Source organism: Aestuariivirga sp. (assembly GCF_965227715.1).
GTDB lineage: Bacteria > Pseudomonadota > Alphaproteobacteria > Rhizobiales > Aestuariivirgaceae > Aestuariivirga.
In genome coordinates, this window is the sequence record NZ_OZ245771.1 from 2407905 (window position 1) to 2425606 (window position 17702).

13 protein-coding genes are annotated in these 17702 nt (G+C 62.6%); 9 read left to right on the forward strand and 4 right to left on the reverse strand.

Translation table 11 applies throughout. The features are described 5' to 3' along the window. Positions 1-2: 2 nt before the first annotated feature. From glgB to ACO06F_RS11395, 6 genes are all read left to right on the forward strand, one after another. Positions 3-2198 (forward strand): 1,4-alpha-glucan branching protein GlgB, encoded by a 2196-nt coding sequence (gene glgB / locus ACO06F_RS11370; protein ID WP_421692872.1) that lies wholly within the window; start codon positions 3-5, stop codon positions 2196-2198. 11 nt (positions 2199-2209) lie between these two features. After that, a complete protein-coding gene (glgC, locus tag ACO06F_RS11375) occupies positions 2210-3475 on the forward strand; it encodes a glucose-1-phosphate adenylyltransferase (protein WP_421692873.1) in 1266 nt (421 codons plus the stop codon). Beyond that, a complete protein-coding gene (gene glgA / locus ACO06F_RS11380; protein ID WP_421692874.1) occupies positions 3472-4902 on the forward strand; it encodes a glycogen synthase GlgA in 1431 nt (476 codons plus the stop codon). Before glgC ends, glgA begins: the two co-directional genes overlap by 4 nt. 5 nt (positions 4903-4907) lie before the next feature. After that, on the forward strand, positions 4908-6524 hold the full coding sequence (locus ACO06F_RS11385; RefSeq protein ID WP_421692875.1) for an alpha-D-glucose phosphate-specific phosphoglucomutase: 1617 nt from the start codon (positions 4908-4910) through the stop codon (positions 6522-6524). 71 nt (positions 6525-6595) lie between these two features. Then, a complete protein-coding gene (glgX, locus tag ACO06F_RS11390; RefSeq protein WP_421692876.1) occupies positions 6596-10330 on the forward strand; it encodes a glycogen debranching protein GlgX in 3735 nt (1244 codons plus the stop codon). Beyond that, on the forward strand, positions 10327-10914 hold the full coding sequence (locus ACO06F_RS11395; RefSeq protein WP_421692877.1) for an NUDIX domain-containing protein: 588 nt from the start codon (positions 10327-10329) through the stop codon (positions 10912-10914). Before glgX ends, ACO06F_RS11395 begins: the two co-directional genes overlap by 4 nt. Here the strand turns inward: ACO06F_RS11395 and ACO06F_RS11400 are convergent. Further along, positions 10871-11641: an FAS1-like dehydratase domain-containing protein gene (locus ACO06F_RS11400; RefSeq protein WP_421692878.1), complete on the reverse strand. Its 771-nt coding sequence runs from the start codon at positions 11639-11641 to the stop codon at positions 10871-10873. The two genes, ACO06F_RS11395 and ACO06F_RS11400, sit on opposite strands and share 44 nt — an antisense overlap. Positions 11642-11791: 150 nt before the next feature. On the opposite strand from ACO06F_RS11400, the gene ACO06F_RS11405 reads away from it, so the two are divergent. Next, positions 11792-12796, forward strand: a complete 1005-nt coding sequence (locus ACO06F_RS11405; RefSeq protein WP_421692879.1) for a dihydroxyacetone kinase subunit DhaK — start codon at positions 11792-11794, stop codon at positions 12794-12796. Positions 12797-12918: 122 nt separating this feature from the next. Here ACO06F_RS11405 and ACO06F_RS11410 read toward each other — a convergent pair whose 3' ends face one another. Genes ACO06F_RS11410 through ACO06F_RS11420 form a run of 3 tightly spaced genes read right to left on the reverse strand, consistent with a single transcriptional unit; the run spans position 12919 to position 15043 of the window. Continuing rightward, the gene (locus ACO06F_RS11410; protein WP_421692880.1) at positions 12919-13356 is read right to left on the reverse strand and encodes an RpiB/LacA/LacB family sugar-phosphate isomerase; all 438 of its coding nucleotides are present in this window, start codon (positions 13354-13356) and stop codon (positions 12919-12921) included. Further along, positions 13353-14123 carry a triose-phosphate isomerase gene (locus tag ACO06F_RS11415; RefSeq protein WP_421692881.1) on the reverse strand — a complete coding sequence of 257 codons (771 nt, stop codon included), beginning with the start codon at positions 14121-14123 and terminating at the stop codon, positions 13353-13355. The genes ACO06F_RS11410 and ACO06F_RS11415 overlap by 4 nt, the downstream gene beginning before the upstream one ends. Further along, on the reverse strand, positions 14120-15043 hold the full coding sequence (locus ACO06F_RS11420) for a sugar phosphate isomerase/epimerase family protein (RefSeq protein ID WP_421692882.1): 924 nt from the start codon (positions 15041-15043) through the stop codon (positions 14120-14122). The genes ACO06F_RS11415 and ACO06F_RS11420 overlap by 4 nt, the downstream gene beginning before the upstream one ends. Before the next feature lie 112 nt (positions 15044-15155). Here ACO06F_RS11420 and ACO06F_RS11425 point away from each other — a divergent pair, with 112 nt between their 5' ends. Continuing rightward, entirely contained in the window at positions 15156-16166 is a 1011-nt protein-coding gene (locus ACO06F_RS11425) for a sugar-binding transcriptional regulator (RefSeq protein WP_421692883.1), read from the forward strand. Between the two features lie 36 nt (positions 16167-16202). Continuing rightward, on the forward strand, positions 16203-17642 hold the full coding sequence (locus tag ACO06F_RS11430) for an ABC transporter substrate-binding protein (protein WP_421692884.1): 1440 nt from the start codon (positions 16203-16205) through the stop codon (positions 17640-17642). Positions 17643-17702 lie beyond the last annotated feature (60 nt).

Below are 17702 nucleotides of genomic sequence, written 5' to 3' on the forward strand. Positions count from 1 at the left end.
CGATGGCCGATCCGGACTGGAAGACGAGCGCCGCCGAGATCGATGCCATTGTGGCCGGACGCCACGGCGATCCCTTCGCGGTGCTGGGTCTTCACGAAGCCGGCCAGGAGTGGGTGGCCCGCGCCTTCGTGCCGGGCGCCGACGCCCTTGAAGTTCTGACAGAAGACGGGAAAGGGCTTTCCACGCTCGTCAGACGGCATGAGGCCGGCTTTTTTGAAGGTCCCGTTCCCGTCCCGCATCGTCAGCCGCTCGTCTACCGGGCGCGGAATGCAGGCGGCAGCTGGACGGTGGCTGATCCTTATCTGCTCGGCCCGGTTCTCGGCCCCCTCGATGATTATTATATCGGCGAGGGCAATCACCTCCGCCTGTATGACCGGCTGGGCGCGCACCCGCTTCGGCATGAAGGGCATGAGGGCGTGCATTTCGCCGTCTGGGCGCCCAATGCCACCCGCGTGTCCGTCGTGGGCGATTTCAACGGCTGGGATGGCCGCCGCCATGTGATGCGCAAGCGCCGGGACACGGGCGTGTGGGAGATTTTCATTCCCGGCGCGCAAGAGGGCCAGTGCTACAAATATGAGCTTCTCGATCCGGCCGGAAGGCTGCTGCCGCTGAAGAGCGATCCACTCGGATTTGCAGCGGAACTCCGCCCCAAGACGGCCTCCAAAGTCGCACGCACGGATGGGTTTTCCTGGCACGATTCACGTTATCTCGCGGAGCGCCGGGGGCGCGATCCACGGCGGCTGCCGATGTCCATCTATGAGGTGCATCTCGGTTCCTGGCGGCGTGGCCCGGAAAACAGCTTCCTCATCTATGACGCGCTGGCAGATACGCTGATCCCCTATGTGCGGGACATGGGCTATACGCATCTCGAGCTCTTGCCCATCAGCGAGCACCCCTTCGACCCGTCCTGGGGATACCAGCCCACCGGCCTTTATGCCCCCACCTCCCGCTTCGGGGACCCCGCAGGCTTTGCGCGCTTTGTGGACCGGGCACATGCGGAAGGGATTGGCATTATTCTCGATTGGGTGCCGGCGCATTTCCCGACCGATGAGCACGGGCTGGCGCAGTTTGACGGCACCGCACTTTATGAGCATGCGGATCCGCGCCAAGGCTTCCACCCGGATTGGAACACCGCGATTTATAATTTCGGGCGCCGCGAAGTGTCGTCCTTCCTGCTCAACAACGCATTGTTCTGGCTGGAGCGCTATCATGTGGATGGGCTGCGCGTCGATGCCGTGGCCTCGATGCTCTATCTCGATTATTCGCGCAAAGCCGGCGAATGGATTCCCAATGAGCTGGGCGGACGCGAAAATCTCGAGGCGGCGGCATTCCTCAAGCGCGTGAACCATGAGGCCTATGGCCAGAGCCCAGGAATCGTCACCATTGCCGAGGAATCGACGTCCTATCCCGGCGTTTCCAAGCCCACCACGGCAGGTGGCCTGGGCTTCGGCTTCAAGTGGAACATGGGCTTCATGCATGACACGCTCGATTATCTCAAGCGTGAGCCCATCCACCGCAAGCACCACCACAATGACCTGACCTTCGGGCTGCTCTATGCCTTCTCCGAGAATTTCGTGCTGCCGCTCTCCCATGACGAAGTGGTGCATGGAAAAGGCTCGCTCCTCAACAAGATGGCGGGAGACCACTGGCAAAAATTCGCAACACTCCGGGCCTATTACGCCTTCATGTGGGGCTACCCGGGCAAGAAGCTTCTGTTCATGGGCCAGGACTTCGCACCCTGGTCCGAGTGGTCCGAGGCCCGCAGCCTGGATTGGCATTTGCTGGACGAAGCCCCGCACCGGGGTGTGCAATCCCTGGTCAAGGATCTGAACCACGCCTACCGGAACCACCCTGCCCTCCACGCGCGCGACTGCGAGCCGGAAGGCTTCGAATGGCTGGTGGTGGATGACCGGGAGAATTCGGTTTTCGCCTGGGCAAGGCATTCGGGCGATGGCCGGGCCCCTGTGGTGGTCGTGAGCAATTTCACGCCCGTGCCCCGCACCAATTATATATTGCCGCTGCCCGCCGCCGGGCGGTGGCGCGAGATCATCAACACCGATGCTGAGAGCTATGGCGGCAGTGGCCTGGGGAACATGGGCGGGATTACGGCGGAAGCCCATCCGTCACACGGAAAGCCAGCCCAGGCGAAGGTGACCTTGCCTCCGCTCGCAACCTTGTATTTCATGCTGGAAAACTAGAGGAGACTGGGATGCCTCAAACCCGCAGGACCGGACCCCTGGCGCGCGACGCCATGGCCTATGTGCTGGCCGGCGGCCGCGGCAGCCGCCTGATGGAGCTGACAGACCGGCGCGCCAAGCCCGCCGTGCCCTTTGGCTGCAAATCCCGCATCATCGATTTCGCCCTGTCCAACGCGCTGAACTCCGGCATCCGGCGCATCGGGGTCGCCACTCAGTACAAGGCGCACAGTCTGATCCGCCACATGCAGCGCGGCTGGAACTTCTTCCGGCCAGAGCGCAATGAGAGCTTCGACATTCTGCCCGCGTCGCAGCGCGTGTCCGAAGACCAGTGGTATGCGGGAACGGCGGATGCCGTCTACCAGAACCTCGACATCATTCTGAGCTATGGTCCGCAATACATGGTGATCCTCGCAGGAGACCATATCTACAAGATGGACTATGAATTGATGCTGCAGCAGCACGTCAATTCAGGGGCTGACGTCACCATCGGCTGTCTTGAAGTGCCGCGCATGGACGCAACCGGCTTCGGCGTGATGGCGGTGGACGGACAAGACCGCATCACCGCCTTTGTCGAAAAGCCGAAGGACCCGCCCGGCATTCCCGGCAACCCCGAAATGGCGCTGGCCTCCATGGGGATCTATGTGTTCGCCACAAAGCTCCTGGCGGAGCACCTGCACCGCGACGCGGCGGACCCCAATTCGTCCCGTGACTTCGGCAAGGACATCATCCCCTGGCTCGTCAAGAACGGCAAGGCGGTGGCACACCGGTTTCCCGCAAGCTGTGTCCGCTCCGAGCATGAAACCGAATCCTACTGGCGAGACGTCGGAACGGTCGATGCCTATTGGGAAGCCAATATCGACCTGACGGAGACGCTGCCGGCGCTTGACCTTTATGACAATGAATGGCCGATCTGGACCTATTCTGAGGTGACGCCGCCAGCCAAATTCGTCCACGACCTCGAAGGCCGCCGCGGCTCTGCCGTGGCCTCGCTTGTCTCCGGTGGCTGCATCGTCTCGGGAGCCTCGATCAAGCGCACGATGCTTTCGCCCAATGTGCGGGTGAACTCCTTCTCGTCGCTGGAGGAGGCCGTGGTGCTGCCGTCCGTCCACATCCAGCGCAATGTGCACCTCAAGAAAGTGGTGATCGACACCAGCGTGGTGATCCCGGAAGGCCTTGTGGTCGGAGAGGATCCGGAGCTCGATGCCAAGCGCTTCCGGCGCACCGCAAGCGGCATCTGCCTCATCACCCAGCCGATGATCGACCGCCTCACATCGTGAAGATCCTCTCCGCCGCGTCCGAACTTTTTCCGCTGGTGAAAACCGGCGGGCTTGCCGATGTGACCGGGGCACTTCCTGCCGCACTTGCTGCGCACGGGGTGGAGATGACCTCCATTGTGCCGGGCTATCCCGCCGTCATGGCGGCACTGGAAAAGGCAGCGCCGCTCCACAGCTATGCGAGCTTCTTCGGCGGGCCGGCGCAATTGCTGCGTGGAAAAGCCAAGGGGCTGGACGTCATCGCCATTGCAGCGCCCCATCTCTTCGAGCGCCCGGGCAACCCCTATCTGGCGCCCGATGGCAAGGACTGGCCTGACAACGCCCAGCGTTTCGCGGCCCTGGGACAGGCCGCAGCCGATGTGGCCAGTGGCATCAATGCCCGCTACCGGGCGGACGTGCTGCACTGCCATGACTGGCAGGCTGCATTGGGTGCCGTCTATGCCCGGTTTCTGGGTGGACCGAAAACGCTCATGACGGTCCACAACATTGCCTTCCAGGGCCAATTTCCCGCCTCCGTCTTCGCCATGCTGGGCCTGCCGCCACAGGCCTTCGAGATTGACGGTCTCGAATATTATGGCAGCGTCTGCTATCTCAAGGGCGGCCTCGCCATGGCGGATGCGATCACCACCGTCAGCCCCAGCTATGCGCAGGAAATCTGCACGGCCGAATATGGCATGGGGCTGGACGGGCTTCTGCGCGCCAGGCGGAGCGTCTTGCGCGGCATTGTGAACGGCATCGACACGGATGTGTGGAACCCGGCCGAAGACCCGCATATCGCGGCCCGCTATTCGGCCAAGACACTCGCCAAGCGCAGCGCCAACAAGCGCGCCGTTGAAGCACGCTTCAAGCTCGATGCCGGAGACGGGCTACTGCATGGCGTCATCAGCCGCCTGACCTGGCAGAAGGGCATGGATATTTTCGCGGCAAGCCTCGATCAGCTGGTGGCAACGGGGGCAAGGCTGGCGCTGCTCGGTTCAGGCGAGCCCGCGATCGAGGCGGCGATTCTCGAGGCGGCGGCGAAGCACCCCGGACACATCGGCGCCGTGCTCGGATATGATGAAGCGCTCTCGCACCTGCTGCAAGCGGGTTGCGACACGATCCTCGTGCCCTCCCGTTTCGAGCCTTGCGGACTGACCCAACTTTATGGCCTGCGCTATGGCTCCGTTCCGGTCGTCGCCCGGACAGGCGGCCTCAATGACACGGTGATCGATGCCAATGATGCCGGACTTCAGGCAGGCGTTGCCACGGGCTTTCAATTCTCGCCCGTCGACCTGCCCACACTCGAGCATAGCTTGACGCGCACAGCCGAGTGCTTTGCGGATCAGCACCTGTGGCGCAGATTGCAGAAGCGCGGCATGGCGCAGGATGTTTCCTGGGCGCGCAGTGCCGCAAGCTATGCCCAGCTCTATCGCACACTCGTGAAGGCCTGACCCCCATGATCCTCACTGTCACGACCACGCCCTATGAAGGACAGAAGCCCGGCACCTCGGGCCTGCGCAAGAAGGTGCCCATTTTCCAGCAGCCCAATTATGCGGAGAACTTCATCCAGTCGATCTTCGATGCGCTGGAAGGCTTTGCCGGCCAGACGCTGGTGATCGGCGGTGACGGGCGCTACTACAATGCTCAAGTCATTCAGATTGCGCTCCGCATGGCCGCAGCAAATGGTTTCGGGCGCGTGATGGTGGGGCAGAACGGCCTTCTCTCCACACCTGCGGCCTCGCACCTCATCCGCAAATACCGCGCCTTCGGCGGCATCATCCTGTCTGCCAGCCACAATCCCGGCGGGCCCGATGGCGATTTCGGCATCAAGTATAATGCGGGAAACGGCGGGCCGGCGCCGGAAAAACTGACAGACGCGATCTTCGCCCGCACCAAGGTGATCCGCAGCTACCGCATCACCAACACGCCTGACGTGGATCTGAGCCGATTGGGCGAGACGAAAATCGGCAACATGACGGTCGAGGTCGTGGACCCCGTGGCAGATTATGCTGAGCTGATGCAGACGCTGTTCGACTTCGATGCCATCCGCGATCTCATCCGCTCCGGCTTCACCATGAAGTTCGATGCCATGGGTGCCATCACCGGGCCCTATGCACACAGCATTCTTGAAGGCATTCTGGGCTTTCCCGCAGGCACGGTGATGAACGGAACGCCGCTCCCTGATTTTGGCGGCCACCATCCGGACCCCAACCTCGTTCACGCCAAGGACCTCGTCGATATTGTCATGCCGCCGGGAGGACCCGATTTTGGCGCGGCATCAGATGGTGATGGGGACCGTAACCTCATCATCGGGCGCGGCATGTATGTCACACCCTCCGACTCGCTTGCCATACTGGCCGCCAACGCCCCTCTGACGCCAGGCTATGCACAGGGCCTCCTCGGCATCGCCCGCTCGATGCCAACCAGTGCGGCAGCAGACCGCGTGGCGGAGAAGCTTGGCATTCCGGCTTATGAAACACCGACGGGCTGGAAATTTTTCGGCAATCTGCTGGATGCCGGAAAGGCCACGATGTGCGGCGAGGAGAGCTTCGGAACGGGCTCTTCCCACGTACGCGAGAAGGACGGGCTGTGGGCCGTGCTCATGTGGCTCAACATTCTGGCGCGGCGGCGGCAGAGCGTGGCGGAGATCGTCCACGCGCATTGGCGCGAATATGGCCGCAACTATTATTCGCGCCATGACTATGAAGAGGTTGATGCCGAGGCCGCCAACGGTCTCATGCAGGCACTGCGGGAGAAGCTTCCCGCTCTTGTGGGCCAGCACGGCATCGTGATGGCGGATGACTTTGCCTATGACGATCCGGTCGATGGGTCCCGCACCGTCGCCCAGGGCATTCGCCTGATCTTTGAGGATGGTTCGCGCATCGTCTACCGCCTGTCCGGCACGGGCACGGCGGGTGCGACTCTCCGCGTCTACATCGAGCGCTATGAGCCTGATGCAAGCCGGCAGGATATCGAGACGCAGGCCGCTCTCGGACCCCTGATCACACTCTCCCGCCAGATTGCCGAGATCGAACAGCGCACTGGCCGTGCTGAACCTTCGGTGATCACCTGAGCACCGAGGCGGCACAGGCGCTGCCCTTTCCACCCGGCGTCACCTTCACCGCAGGCGGGGCCAATGTTGCCGTGGTCTCGCGCCACGCTACGCGCGTTCTCGTCTGCCTGTTCGATGGTGCAACGGAGTTGGCCCGCATTGCCCTGCCGCAGCGGCTGGGAGACATGCATTACGGCTTCGTGCCGGGGCTGACGGCGGGCACGCATTACGGCCTCCGTGCCGAGGGGCCATGGTCTCCCGAGCTTGGACAGCGCTTCGACATGTCGAAGCTGCTGCTTGATCCTTATGCCACGCGCCTCAGCGCGCCGTTCATGCACCATCCTGAATTGATGGAGCGGGGCGTTGAGACGGCGGGGCTCGTGCCCAAGGCGATTGCTGGACATACGGATGCCGATGCGAGCGCCCTGCCGCCGCACCGGCCGCAGCTGATCTATGAACTGCCCGTCAAGGCCTTCACAAGGCTTCACCCGGGCATTGCGCCGGACAAGCGGGGCACCGTCGTCGCGCTGGCGGAACCCGTCATCATCGAACACCTGAAACGGCTTGGCGTGGACACGGTCGAACTCATGCCGCTTGCAGCCTGGATAGATGAGCGGCACCTACCCCCACTCGGCTTGTCCAACGGCTGGGGTTACAATCCCGTCAGCCTGATGGCACCTGACCCGCGGCTGGCACCGGGCGGGCTCTTGGAGATTCGCACGGCCGTCGACGCGCTGCATGCCGCAGGCATTCGCGTGGTGCTGGACGTGGTCCTGAACCATACGGGCGAGAGCGATGCGTTTGGCACCACACTCTCGCTCCGCGGCCTCGATGAGGCGCTTTACTATCGCCATGCCCATGGGCAGCTGGTGAATGACACGGGCTGCGGCAATACGCTGGCTCTGGATGCGCCCCCCGTGCTGCAACTCGCCATGGACGCATTGCGGAGTTGGGCCACACGCACGGGCATTGATGGCTTCCGCTTCGATCTCGCCGCCATCATGGGGCGCACGGCGGAGGGTTTTAGCCGCCATGCGCCGCTGCTATCCGCCATTGAACAGGACCCGCTGCTCTCCCGCCTCATCATGATCGCGGAGCCATGGGATGTGGGGCCGGGCGGATACCGTCTTGGTCAGTTTCCCGCCCGCTGGCAGGAATGGAATGACCGCTACCGGGACGAAGTCCGGCGCTTTTGGGCCGGTGAGCCGGGTCTGGCGGGGGCCTTTGCCACACGCATTGCAGGATCATCCGACATTTTCGGCGGACAGCATCGTCCGCCGTCTTCATCCATCAATTTCGTGGCGGCGCATGATGGCTTCACGCTGCGCGACACTGTCACCCATTCCACCAAGAACAATCACGCCAATGGCGAAGACAACCGCGATGGCAATGGGCATGAACCCACATGGCCTGGCGGTGACGTGAGGGCGCTGCTTGCAACGCTGTTCCTTTCGCGGGGCACGCCGATGCTGACGGCGGGCGATGAGTTCGGCCGCAGCCAGGGCGGCAACAACAATGCCTATGCGCAGGACAATGCCACCACCTGGCTCGATTGGGCCGCGGCGGACCGGCGTCTCATCGGTTTTACGGCGGCCCTCTCGGACCTGCGGCGTGCCCTCGCGCCCTTCTTTGCAGACAACTATCTGACAGGCAGCGTCAGGTCAGGTACGCGCTTTCCCGATGCGGAATGGTTCGGCGCTGATGGCGGGCGGATGGCGTGGGACGATCCGAACGCCAGCGTGCTCGGACTTCTTCTCTCTTCCGGGAGGCGACGCATCGCCTTGCTTTTCAATCGCAGTGGTGCAGCAGATCTCAACCTCCCACGGCGGGATGGCCATCGCTGGACACGGCTGTTCAGCTCGGCCGACGGAGACGGAATTCCGCCAGCTTCGGTCTCCGTCCATGCCGAAGAGCCCATCAGGACCTCGGGCGTGGCAGATGAAGACATTGTCGCGCTTGCCGGTGCTGCGGGCATTGAGCCCGAGTGGTGGGAGGTCGATGGAACGCATCACCGTGTGAGCCTTGAGACGCAGCGCGCGCTGCTCACTGGGCTTGGTCTCGGCTTTGCAAATGAAGCGGAGATGTCCACGTCACAGCATCGCCTCACTGCGCCCGTGGCCGTTGTTGCAAGAGCCGGAGAAATGTCGCCCTTGCTACCCGCGGCTGAGCACCGGCGGCGGGTGACGATCGAGACGGAAGGTGGCGAACAACGCGCATTCGATGTGGCGCCGGGTGAGCCCGTTCGGGCACGTCTCGAGCCGGGCTATCATCGTGTGTCGGACGGTGACGGGCCCTCGCGGAATATCATCGCAACGCCCGGCGCCTGCTTCGTGCCGCAAGACCTTCAGGCGGGAACGCAGGTCTTCGGCTTCGCCTCCCATCTCTATGCGCTGCGGCATGGCACCAGCGAAGGCGTGGGTGATTTCGAGAGCTTGCGCCGGTTTTCCGATGTCACCGCGCAAACGGGCGGGCGCTATGCAGGTCTCAATCCGCTGCACCATCTGTTTCCATCAGACCGCAGCCGGGCCAGCCCCTATCAACCCTCTGACCGGCATTGGATCGATCCTCTCTACATCTCGATTGCCAAATTGGCTGAAGGCTTGGCCTTGCCGGACACTGCTCGGCTTGCCACGCAAGAGAGGGCTGCATTCGCGGCGCTCGATGGCTTGCCGCTCGTCGATTACCCGGCGGTGTGGGAGGCGAAATCGCGGCTGCTCGAAAGTGCCTTTGCGGAGTTTGGTGGAAGCAGCAGTTTCGACGGCTTCGTCCGTGAAGGGGGCGAAAGCCTTGTGGCCCATGGCCGCTTCGAAGCGCTGCGTATGGGTGAGGAACCTAACCCCCAGCGCATCGCCTATCGCGCCTTTCTGCAGTGGGTGGCGGATCGGCAGCTTCAAGATGCCGCGCAGCACCGCAATCTCTATCGAGACCTGGCGCTGGGCTGCGCCTTTGATGGCGGCGAGATTGAGAGTGAGAGCGCCTCCTTCGCAGGCGGCGTTTCCATCGGCGCGCCGCCCGATCCCTTCTCATCTGCCGGACAGGTGTGGAACCTGCCGCCCTTTTCGCCACTCTCGCTCAACGCGCAGGCCATGGCACCGATGCGACGGGTCATTTCAGCCAATATGCGGCATGCGGCGGCGCTGCGCATCGATCACGTGCTGGGCTTTGCACGGCAGTTCTGGGTGCCGCGCGGTGCAGAGGGAAAGGACGGAGCTTATGTGCGGTTTCCGCTTGATGCGCTGATTGCCGTCACCGCCATCGAAAGCCACCAACACCAGTGTCTTGTGGTGGGCGAAGATTTAGGGACTGTGCCCGAGGGCCTGCGGGACACGCTTCTCGCCGCGCGCATCTTCTCCTACCGGGTGCTGTGGTTCGAGCGTGAGGGACTGGGCTTCAAGCCACCTGGCGCTTACCCCTCGCAAGCGCTTGCCTGCCTCACGTCACATGATCTGCCGACGGTTTTTGGCTGGCGTGCCGGGCGCGACATCGAAATTGCAGGCCAGCTCGGCCAGATCGATCCATCAGAATTGCCGGAGCGGCTGGCCACGCGCGCAGAGGAAGTGCAGCTGCTGGATGATCTCGCTCACCCCACCAACGGCGATCCGCAGACGGCGAGTGCAGCAGCCCATGCGCTGGTCGCACGCACGCCCTCCCAGATCATGCTGGTGCAGGCCGACGATCTTTCCGGCGAGACCGATCCTCTCAATGTGCCGGGGACCGACCGTGAATGGCCCAACTGGCGGCGGCGCGTACATGTGCCCGTGGAACACCTCGTGGAAACCCCGCTCGCCGAAGCAATTCTGAGGGCCGTAAAAGGGGAACGGGCATGATGAAGCCGCGGGTTGTGATCGAAAAGGTCGAGCCCTTGTCCCACAGCTGGGCAAAGCTTGACCGCTACACCATTCGCTATTTGCGGCAGGACGGCCGCGAAGATACGTTGATCCGCGAGGTGCATGACCATGGCCATGGCGCCACGGTGCTGCCCTATGATTCGAAGCGCGGCACCGTGCTGCTGGTGAAGCAGTTCCGCCTGCCCGCTTACCTTCATGACCAAGACGGATTTCTCATCGAAAGCTGTGCCGGGCTTCTGGATGGGGATGATCCCGCGGTGTGCGCAAAGCGTGAGGCGGAGGAGGAGCTTGGATTTCGCCTCTCCAACCTCCGCCACATGGCAACAACTTACATGACGCCGGGCGCTGTGACCGAGCGCCTCTCCCTGTTCCTTGCCGATTATGACCATGCGGCGCGTATAGGCGCGGGCGGTGGCGAAGCGCATGAGGGCGAAGACATCGAAGTGCTCGAAATGCCCTTCGACGAGATGCGGGCGATGGTGAAGGACGGCCGCATCATGGATGCGAAGACGGTGATGCTTAGCCTGTTCCTGGAACGCGAATGCGGCCTTCCGCCGTTATGACGCCATCACTGCGGATCACGCGTGCGCTTTCCGTTTCATTCTCATAAGCAACGCCGAAGGCGGGGCCCGCATAGAGCGGATTGAGGCAGCGGTATGCGAAATGCTCCGGTACCTGACCCAGCCTGGTTGCCGCGAGGTTGAGCAGGAGTGCCGCCTGCAATGGCCCGTGAACGAGAAGCCCGGGATAACCTTCCGCTGACGCATGTGCGACGTCATAATGAATGCGATGCGCGTTGAAGGTGAAGGCGGAGAAGCGGAAGAGCAGAAGGGGCGAGGGCTCGATCGTCCAGTCCGCTCGCGTTTCCTTCCGATCTCCAACAGCGGGGGCCAGCCCGTCAGCCGCTTCACGGAACACGAGATCCTGCCGGTCCCGGATGGCAGGGCCCTGCTCATCCGCAATCTCGTGCTGGACCGACACAAGGCAGAAGGCGCCCGTGCTGCCGTGCTTCATGCGGATGCCGGTGATGGTGGAGGTGCGGCTGATCTGCACGCCGCAGCGCAGGGGACGCAGGGTCTCAATCAGGCCGCCGGCCCACATGCGGCGCGGCAAGGTGATGGGCGGCAGGGAAAGGCCCATGCGCTCGGCCCCATCCGGCCCCACGTCCTCGGCCCTGGGTATTGCGGGCGCCAGGCCGAAGTGCAGGCCTGGCGGGCAGGTGAGGTTCTCCGTCTCGAACAGAAAGGGTGCGAGGGTGGCACGGTATTCCGCGAGGAGCCGTGGCGTCACGACATCTTCCCGCGTGACGCTCCGGCCAATCCATGATGTGAAGTCCGCGTCCATCCAGCATCCCTCTGCAGTGAGGATTGGCATGCGGTGTGCCCCGCTTCAAGAGGCGGAAGCGCCATGTTATGCCAGGACCAGATCGAGGAACATGACATGAAGACGCCGAAGAAACTTCTCAACGACCCGCGCCGCGCCACGCAAGAGATGATGGAGGGCCTGGTGCTCGCCTATGATGGGCTGGTCGCCAAGGTCGAAGGGCACGGAGCGCTTTTTCTCAACCACATACCTGATGGCAAGGTGGCCCTGCTGGTGGGTGGCGGCAGCGGGCATGAGCCGATCTTCGGCGGATTCCTCGGCAAGAACCTCGGCGATGGCGCAGCCTGCGGGGAAGTCTTCACCTCTCCCCCGCCGCAGACCATTTGCGAGACGGCGCGCGCCATTCACCGCGGCCAGGGTGTGGTCTTCGTCTATGGCAATTATTCCGGAGACACGATGAACTTCGACATGGCGGCCGAACTTCTTGCTGCCGAAGGAATCGAAACCCGCACCATCCGCGTGCGCGATGACGTGGCGGTTGGCTCCCCCGACAACCCCGATGACCGGCGCGGCATTGCCGGGGATGTCTTCGTCATCAAGATCGCAGGCGGTGCGGCGGCGGAACTCACGAGCCTCGAGGAGGTGTCACGGGTGGCCGCGAAGGCCGAGGCCAATACGCGCTCCATGGGCGTTGCCGTGTCCCCCGGCTCTTTGCCCGAATCGGGGAAGCCCACTTTCGAACTGGGTGACGATGAGATCGAGATCGGCATGGGTGCGCATGGGGAGAAAGGCGTGAAGCGCCAGAAGCTCTCGACGGCGGATGACATTGTGGACCAGATGATGGCGCCGATCCTGCGCGATCTGCCCTTTGGTGCTGGTGATGAGGTGGCGCTGCTGATCAATAATCTCGGCGCCACGACCATGTTCGAGCTGCTCATTGCCAACCGGCGAGTTCGGCAGATCCTGGCGGACACCGGGGTGAAGGTTCACCGCAGCTTCGTTGGCTCCTGGCTCACCTCACAGGAGATGGCGGGATTTTCGATCACGCTGATGAAGCTCGATGAGGAGCTGAAGCATTACCTCGATCTGCCGAGTGGCAGCTTCGGGTTCTCGTCACTTTGAACAAAGGCCGCTTTAGGAGAAACTGAGATGGCAACTTCTCAGCATGCGCGAGCCAATCGTCCTCTCCCGCTCCTTGTGCGGGAGAGGACTTGAAGGCAAGAAGGGATGTTCCCCACGTCAACTCAGCAGCTGCCATCCAGCTTGTTGATCGCGTCCACATTGGCGGCAGACGATCCTTTGGGGTCGAATTCCGAGGCAAGCCAAGTATCCACGATCGCCTTGGCGAGCTCAGGCCCGATGACGCGGGCCCCCATGGTGATGATCTGGGCGTTGTTGGATTTGGCGGCACGCTCCGCCGAATAAGTATCATGCGTGAGGGCCGCACGGATGCCAGGAACCTTGTTGGCGGAAATGCATACGCCGATGCCGGTGCCGCAGATGAGGATGCCGCGGTCATAGTCCCCGTCCTTCACCTTGTGGGCGAGATTGGCGGAAAGATCTGCATAAAAGCCGGACTGGCTCAGATTCTCGATGCTGTGCTCGGGCTTCGACTTCAGATGCGCCTCGATCACGTCGAGGAGCGGCTTTCCGGCGCTGTCTGCGCCCAATGCGATTTTCATGATGTTTCTCCCATGCTCTGTGTGACGGCAGCGATGATGCCGATGAAACCTGCGGGGTCCCAGGCGGAGCGCCCGATGAACAGCCCGTCAATATCCGACATGGCCGCGAGATCGCAACAATTCTGCGGGTTGACGCTGCCGCCATAAAGGATGGGCAGCGCTTGGCCTGCAATCTCCGCGGTCAGGGCCTTGAGCTTGCGGTGCTGGGCATTGGCAAAGTCAGGATCCGCCGGAATGCCGCCTTCGCCAATGGACCAGACCGGCTCATATGCGAGAATCACCTTGCCCGGTGCGTCCCGCCCGACATCGCGCAGGGCATAGCGGGTCTGCCTTGCCAGCACGTCGGCCGTGGCGCCCGCCTCATATTCGCTGCGGGTGTCTCCAATGCAGACAAGGGCCACGAGGCCGTGCTTCACCGCACTGGCAACCTTCTTCGCCACGGTCTCATCGGTTTCGCCGAAATGGGTGCGGCGCTCGCTGTGGCCGAGCTCAACGAGCGTTGCGCCGCAGTCCTTTACCATCAGGGGTGAGACCTCGCCCGTCCAGGCACCCTGGGCCTCCCAGTGCATGTTCTGCGCGCCGGTCTTCACGCGGGTGCCGGCAAGCAACGCTGCAACCTCGGCGATGTAGGGGAAGGGCGGAATCACGAATGGCTGCGCCTTGTCCGTGTTGGCAAAGGGCGAGGCTTTCAACGCCTCGGCAAAGGCGCGCGCCTCGGCCCTCGTCTTGTTCATCTTCCAGCTGGTGCCGATCCACGGCGTCTTCATTGATTATAACCCGTGTTGGTGTAGGGCGCCCAGTAAGCCACCGATTCCTTCAGTGCCGCAACCACGCTGCGGTCCGTTGGCTCTCGCTCGCGGAATGCGAGTTCGAGGCAGAGCTCATTGTGCGTGCCGCCACCTGCTTTCACCGCTGTGATGAGCTGTTCCGGCGTGATGCGGCCATTCTCATTATACTGCCGGGTGAAAGGCCAGTGGCCGCCCTTGTTCATGGTTGATTGCTTGATGTGGATGATGGGCGATTGCGTGGCAAAATCCTTCGCCCATGCGTAGGGATCGACATCGGCAGGGTCGGGCGACGTCACGTCGCCGTGGTCGATGTCCACCATGGGCTTGAGCGGAACCGACAAATCTGCCGCGTCGATCCAGTCCTGCAGGGCTTGCGTGTCTTTCAGCGTATGGCCCAATTCACGGCCCACCGACATGGGCTCCCAGAACAGCCAGGTGAGACCGCGGGCCTTCGCATGCCAGGCCACGTCCCGCCAGCAATCGAGCGCGATATCCATCAGCTCCGCCCGCCGTGATGGATCATCATAGTCGCGGAAGGTGAAGATGCCGAACTGCGTACCGATCGCCGGAGCGCCAAGGTCGCCCGCGATGTCCGCCATGCCCTTGAACCAGTCGACATAGTATTGCCGCACCTCTGGGTCAGGGTGAGCGAAGTGATTGAGCCGGCCATAAGGCCCGGTCATGATCGAGGTGATCTTCGCCGCCTTCTGCACACAGGCACGCGCCATGCGGTCCGTCAGCCGCTTTAATGTCGATGCCTTCCAGGAGGGATTGATGAATTCATGCACGAGCTGGATGTGGCCGATGCCCACGTCATCCGCCAATGTGGCGATCAGATCCTCCGGTTCCGCGAAGCGGTTCACGAAGGGGTTGGTGTTGACGGAGAGTGAAAATCCCATGTCACGGAGCCTGCGGTTGGTGCAGTGCAGTATCGAATTCTGTTGACGCGGGAGCTTATCTGAAAAATATTGCACCTCAAGAAAAAATTTTCATGAGCCAAATGGGACGCCGTTGACCCTGCACCAGTCTGCCCTCCCGGTTGACGAGGAGGCCGCACTCGCGGCCCGCGCGGCGTGGCTGCATTTCGCCGGCGGCAAGACGCAAGGTGAAGTGGCGGAGCTTCTGGGCGTGCAGAGCACCAAGGCGCATCGTTTGATCGCCAAGGCGCGTGCAGATGGTTTGATCCGGGTTTTCGTCGAAGGCCCGATCTCGGGCTGCATCGCGCTTGAGGAGAAGCTCAAAGCTGATTACGGCCTGCAGTTCTGCGAGGTTGTTCCCAACATCGATGAAGGCCCGCTGCCGTTGCGCACGCTCGGCATGGCGGGCGCGCGATATTTGCGGACGTTGATCGAGGGCGAGGCCTATCGCATGATCGGCATGGGCCATGGCCGCACGCTTGCCGCAGCGGTCGATCTGATGCCGAGCGTCTCCGCCCGCAGCACGCGCTTCGTATCGCTTCTCGGCGGCCTCACCCGGCGCTTCGCCGCAAGCCCTTTCGACGTGATCCACCGCCTGGCGGAGCGCACGGCGGCGGAGGCCTATGTGATGCCGGTGCCCTTCTTCGCCAATACGGTGAAGGACCGTCAGGTGCTTGAAGCGCAATATGGCGTTTCCGACGTGATCGCCATGGCGCGCGAGGCGGAACTCTATATCGCCGGCATTGGCGAGGTGGACCGCAGAAGCTTCATCGCCACCGCCGGTATGGTGGATGAGGAAGACGTGGAAGAGGTGATGAAGACCGGCGCTTGCGCTGAAATCCTCGGCCACTTCTTCAATGAGCGCGGGCAGCATTTGCCGAACTCGGTGTCGGACCGGGCCATGGCGCCGCTCTTTGCCGATCTCAAGAGCCACAGAATCGTCGCCCTCGCGGGCGGCACATCCAAGACTAGGGCCATCCGCGCCATTCTCGAGCACGGACTGCTTTTTGGCCTGATCACCGATGAGGCAACCGCAAAGCGCCTTATCGCCACGAAACCGGGACGCGAGCCCGGCAAGAAGAACGGGAAAACCGCACCGGGCTAAGTCAAGAAGACCCCACAATTCAACGGAGGAATGGGAATGTTCGACAAAGAAAAGGGCCTCTTCGACGCCTTCGTGGCGAAGAAGATGAGCCGCCGCGAAATGATCCAGGGTGCTGGCAAGCTGGGCCTTTCGGCCACCGCCGCCGGCATGCTGCTGACTCAGGCGCAGACTCGCGCCATGGCCGCCGATTTCGACTGGATGAAATACAAGGGCTCGAAGCTCAAGCTTCTGCTCAACAAGCATCCCTATGCCGATGCCATGATCGCCAATATCCAGGCCTTCAAGGACATGACCGGCATGGACATCTCCTGGGACATTTTCCCCGAGGACGTCTATTTCGACAAGGTGACGGCGGCGCTGTCTTCGGGCTCGACCGAATATGATGCCTTCATGACCGGCGCCTACATGACCTGGACCTATGGTCCGGCAGGCTGGATCACCGATCTCAACGAGTACATCAAGGATCCGGCCAAGACCAACCCCAACTATAACTGGGAAGACGTGCTGCCGGGCCTGCGCGCATCCACCTCGTGGAACGGCGTTCCGGGCGGCGAACTCGGCTCGGCGGATGCCAAGCAATGGTGCATTCCGTGGGGCTTCGAGCTGAACAACCTGTCCTACAACAAGAAGATGTTCGACAAGGTGGGCGTGCAGCCTCCGAAGAACATTGGCGAGATGATCGAAGTCTCGGCCAAGCTGACGAAGGACTTGGGCGGACCCTATGGCATCGGCGTGCGCGGCTCGCGCAGCTGGGCGACGATCCACCCGGGCTTCCTCTCGGGCTATGCCAACTTCGGCGAGAAAGACTTCAACGTCGCCGACGGCAAGCTGAAGGCCGCGATGAACTCCGCGGGCTCCAAGTCCTACCACAAGGACTGGGTGAAGATGATCCAGGAGTCGGGTCCGAAGAACTGGTCCACCTACACCTGGTATCAGGTCGGTACGGATCTGGGTGCCGGCGCGTCCGCCATGATCTTCGACGCAGACATCCTCGGCTACTTCATGAACGGCGGCGACAACAAGGAAGCAGGCAACCTCGGCTATGCGCCCTTCGCGGCGAACCCGGCGGCTGCTGCTCCCACGCCCAACGTCTGGATCTGGTCGCTGGCCATGAACAATGCCGGCACCCAGAAGGACGCCACCTGGTACTTCCTGCAGTGGGCGACCTCCGTCGAGCATGATCTGTTCGGCGCCCGCAAGATGGACTTCGTCAACCCCGTCCGCGCCTCGGTGTGGAAGGATGACGAGTTCCGCGCGCGTATCGACAAGTCTTACCCTGGCTACCTCAACCAGTATGAAGCCTCGGCACCGGGTGCGAAGATCTACTTCACGGCCCAGCCCTTGTTCTTCGACCTCACCACGCTGTGGGCCGAGAACTTGCAGAAGATGGTTGCCAAGGAAATCGCGGTCGATGAAGGTCTCGATGCCATGGCGGCCGAAATGGACAAGAAGCTGGCAGAAGCTGGTCTTGGTTAAGTAAAAACTGGCGCGCGGGGGTCCGGCTCCCTGCGGAACCTCGCGCGCTTCTTGCCTCTC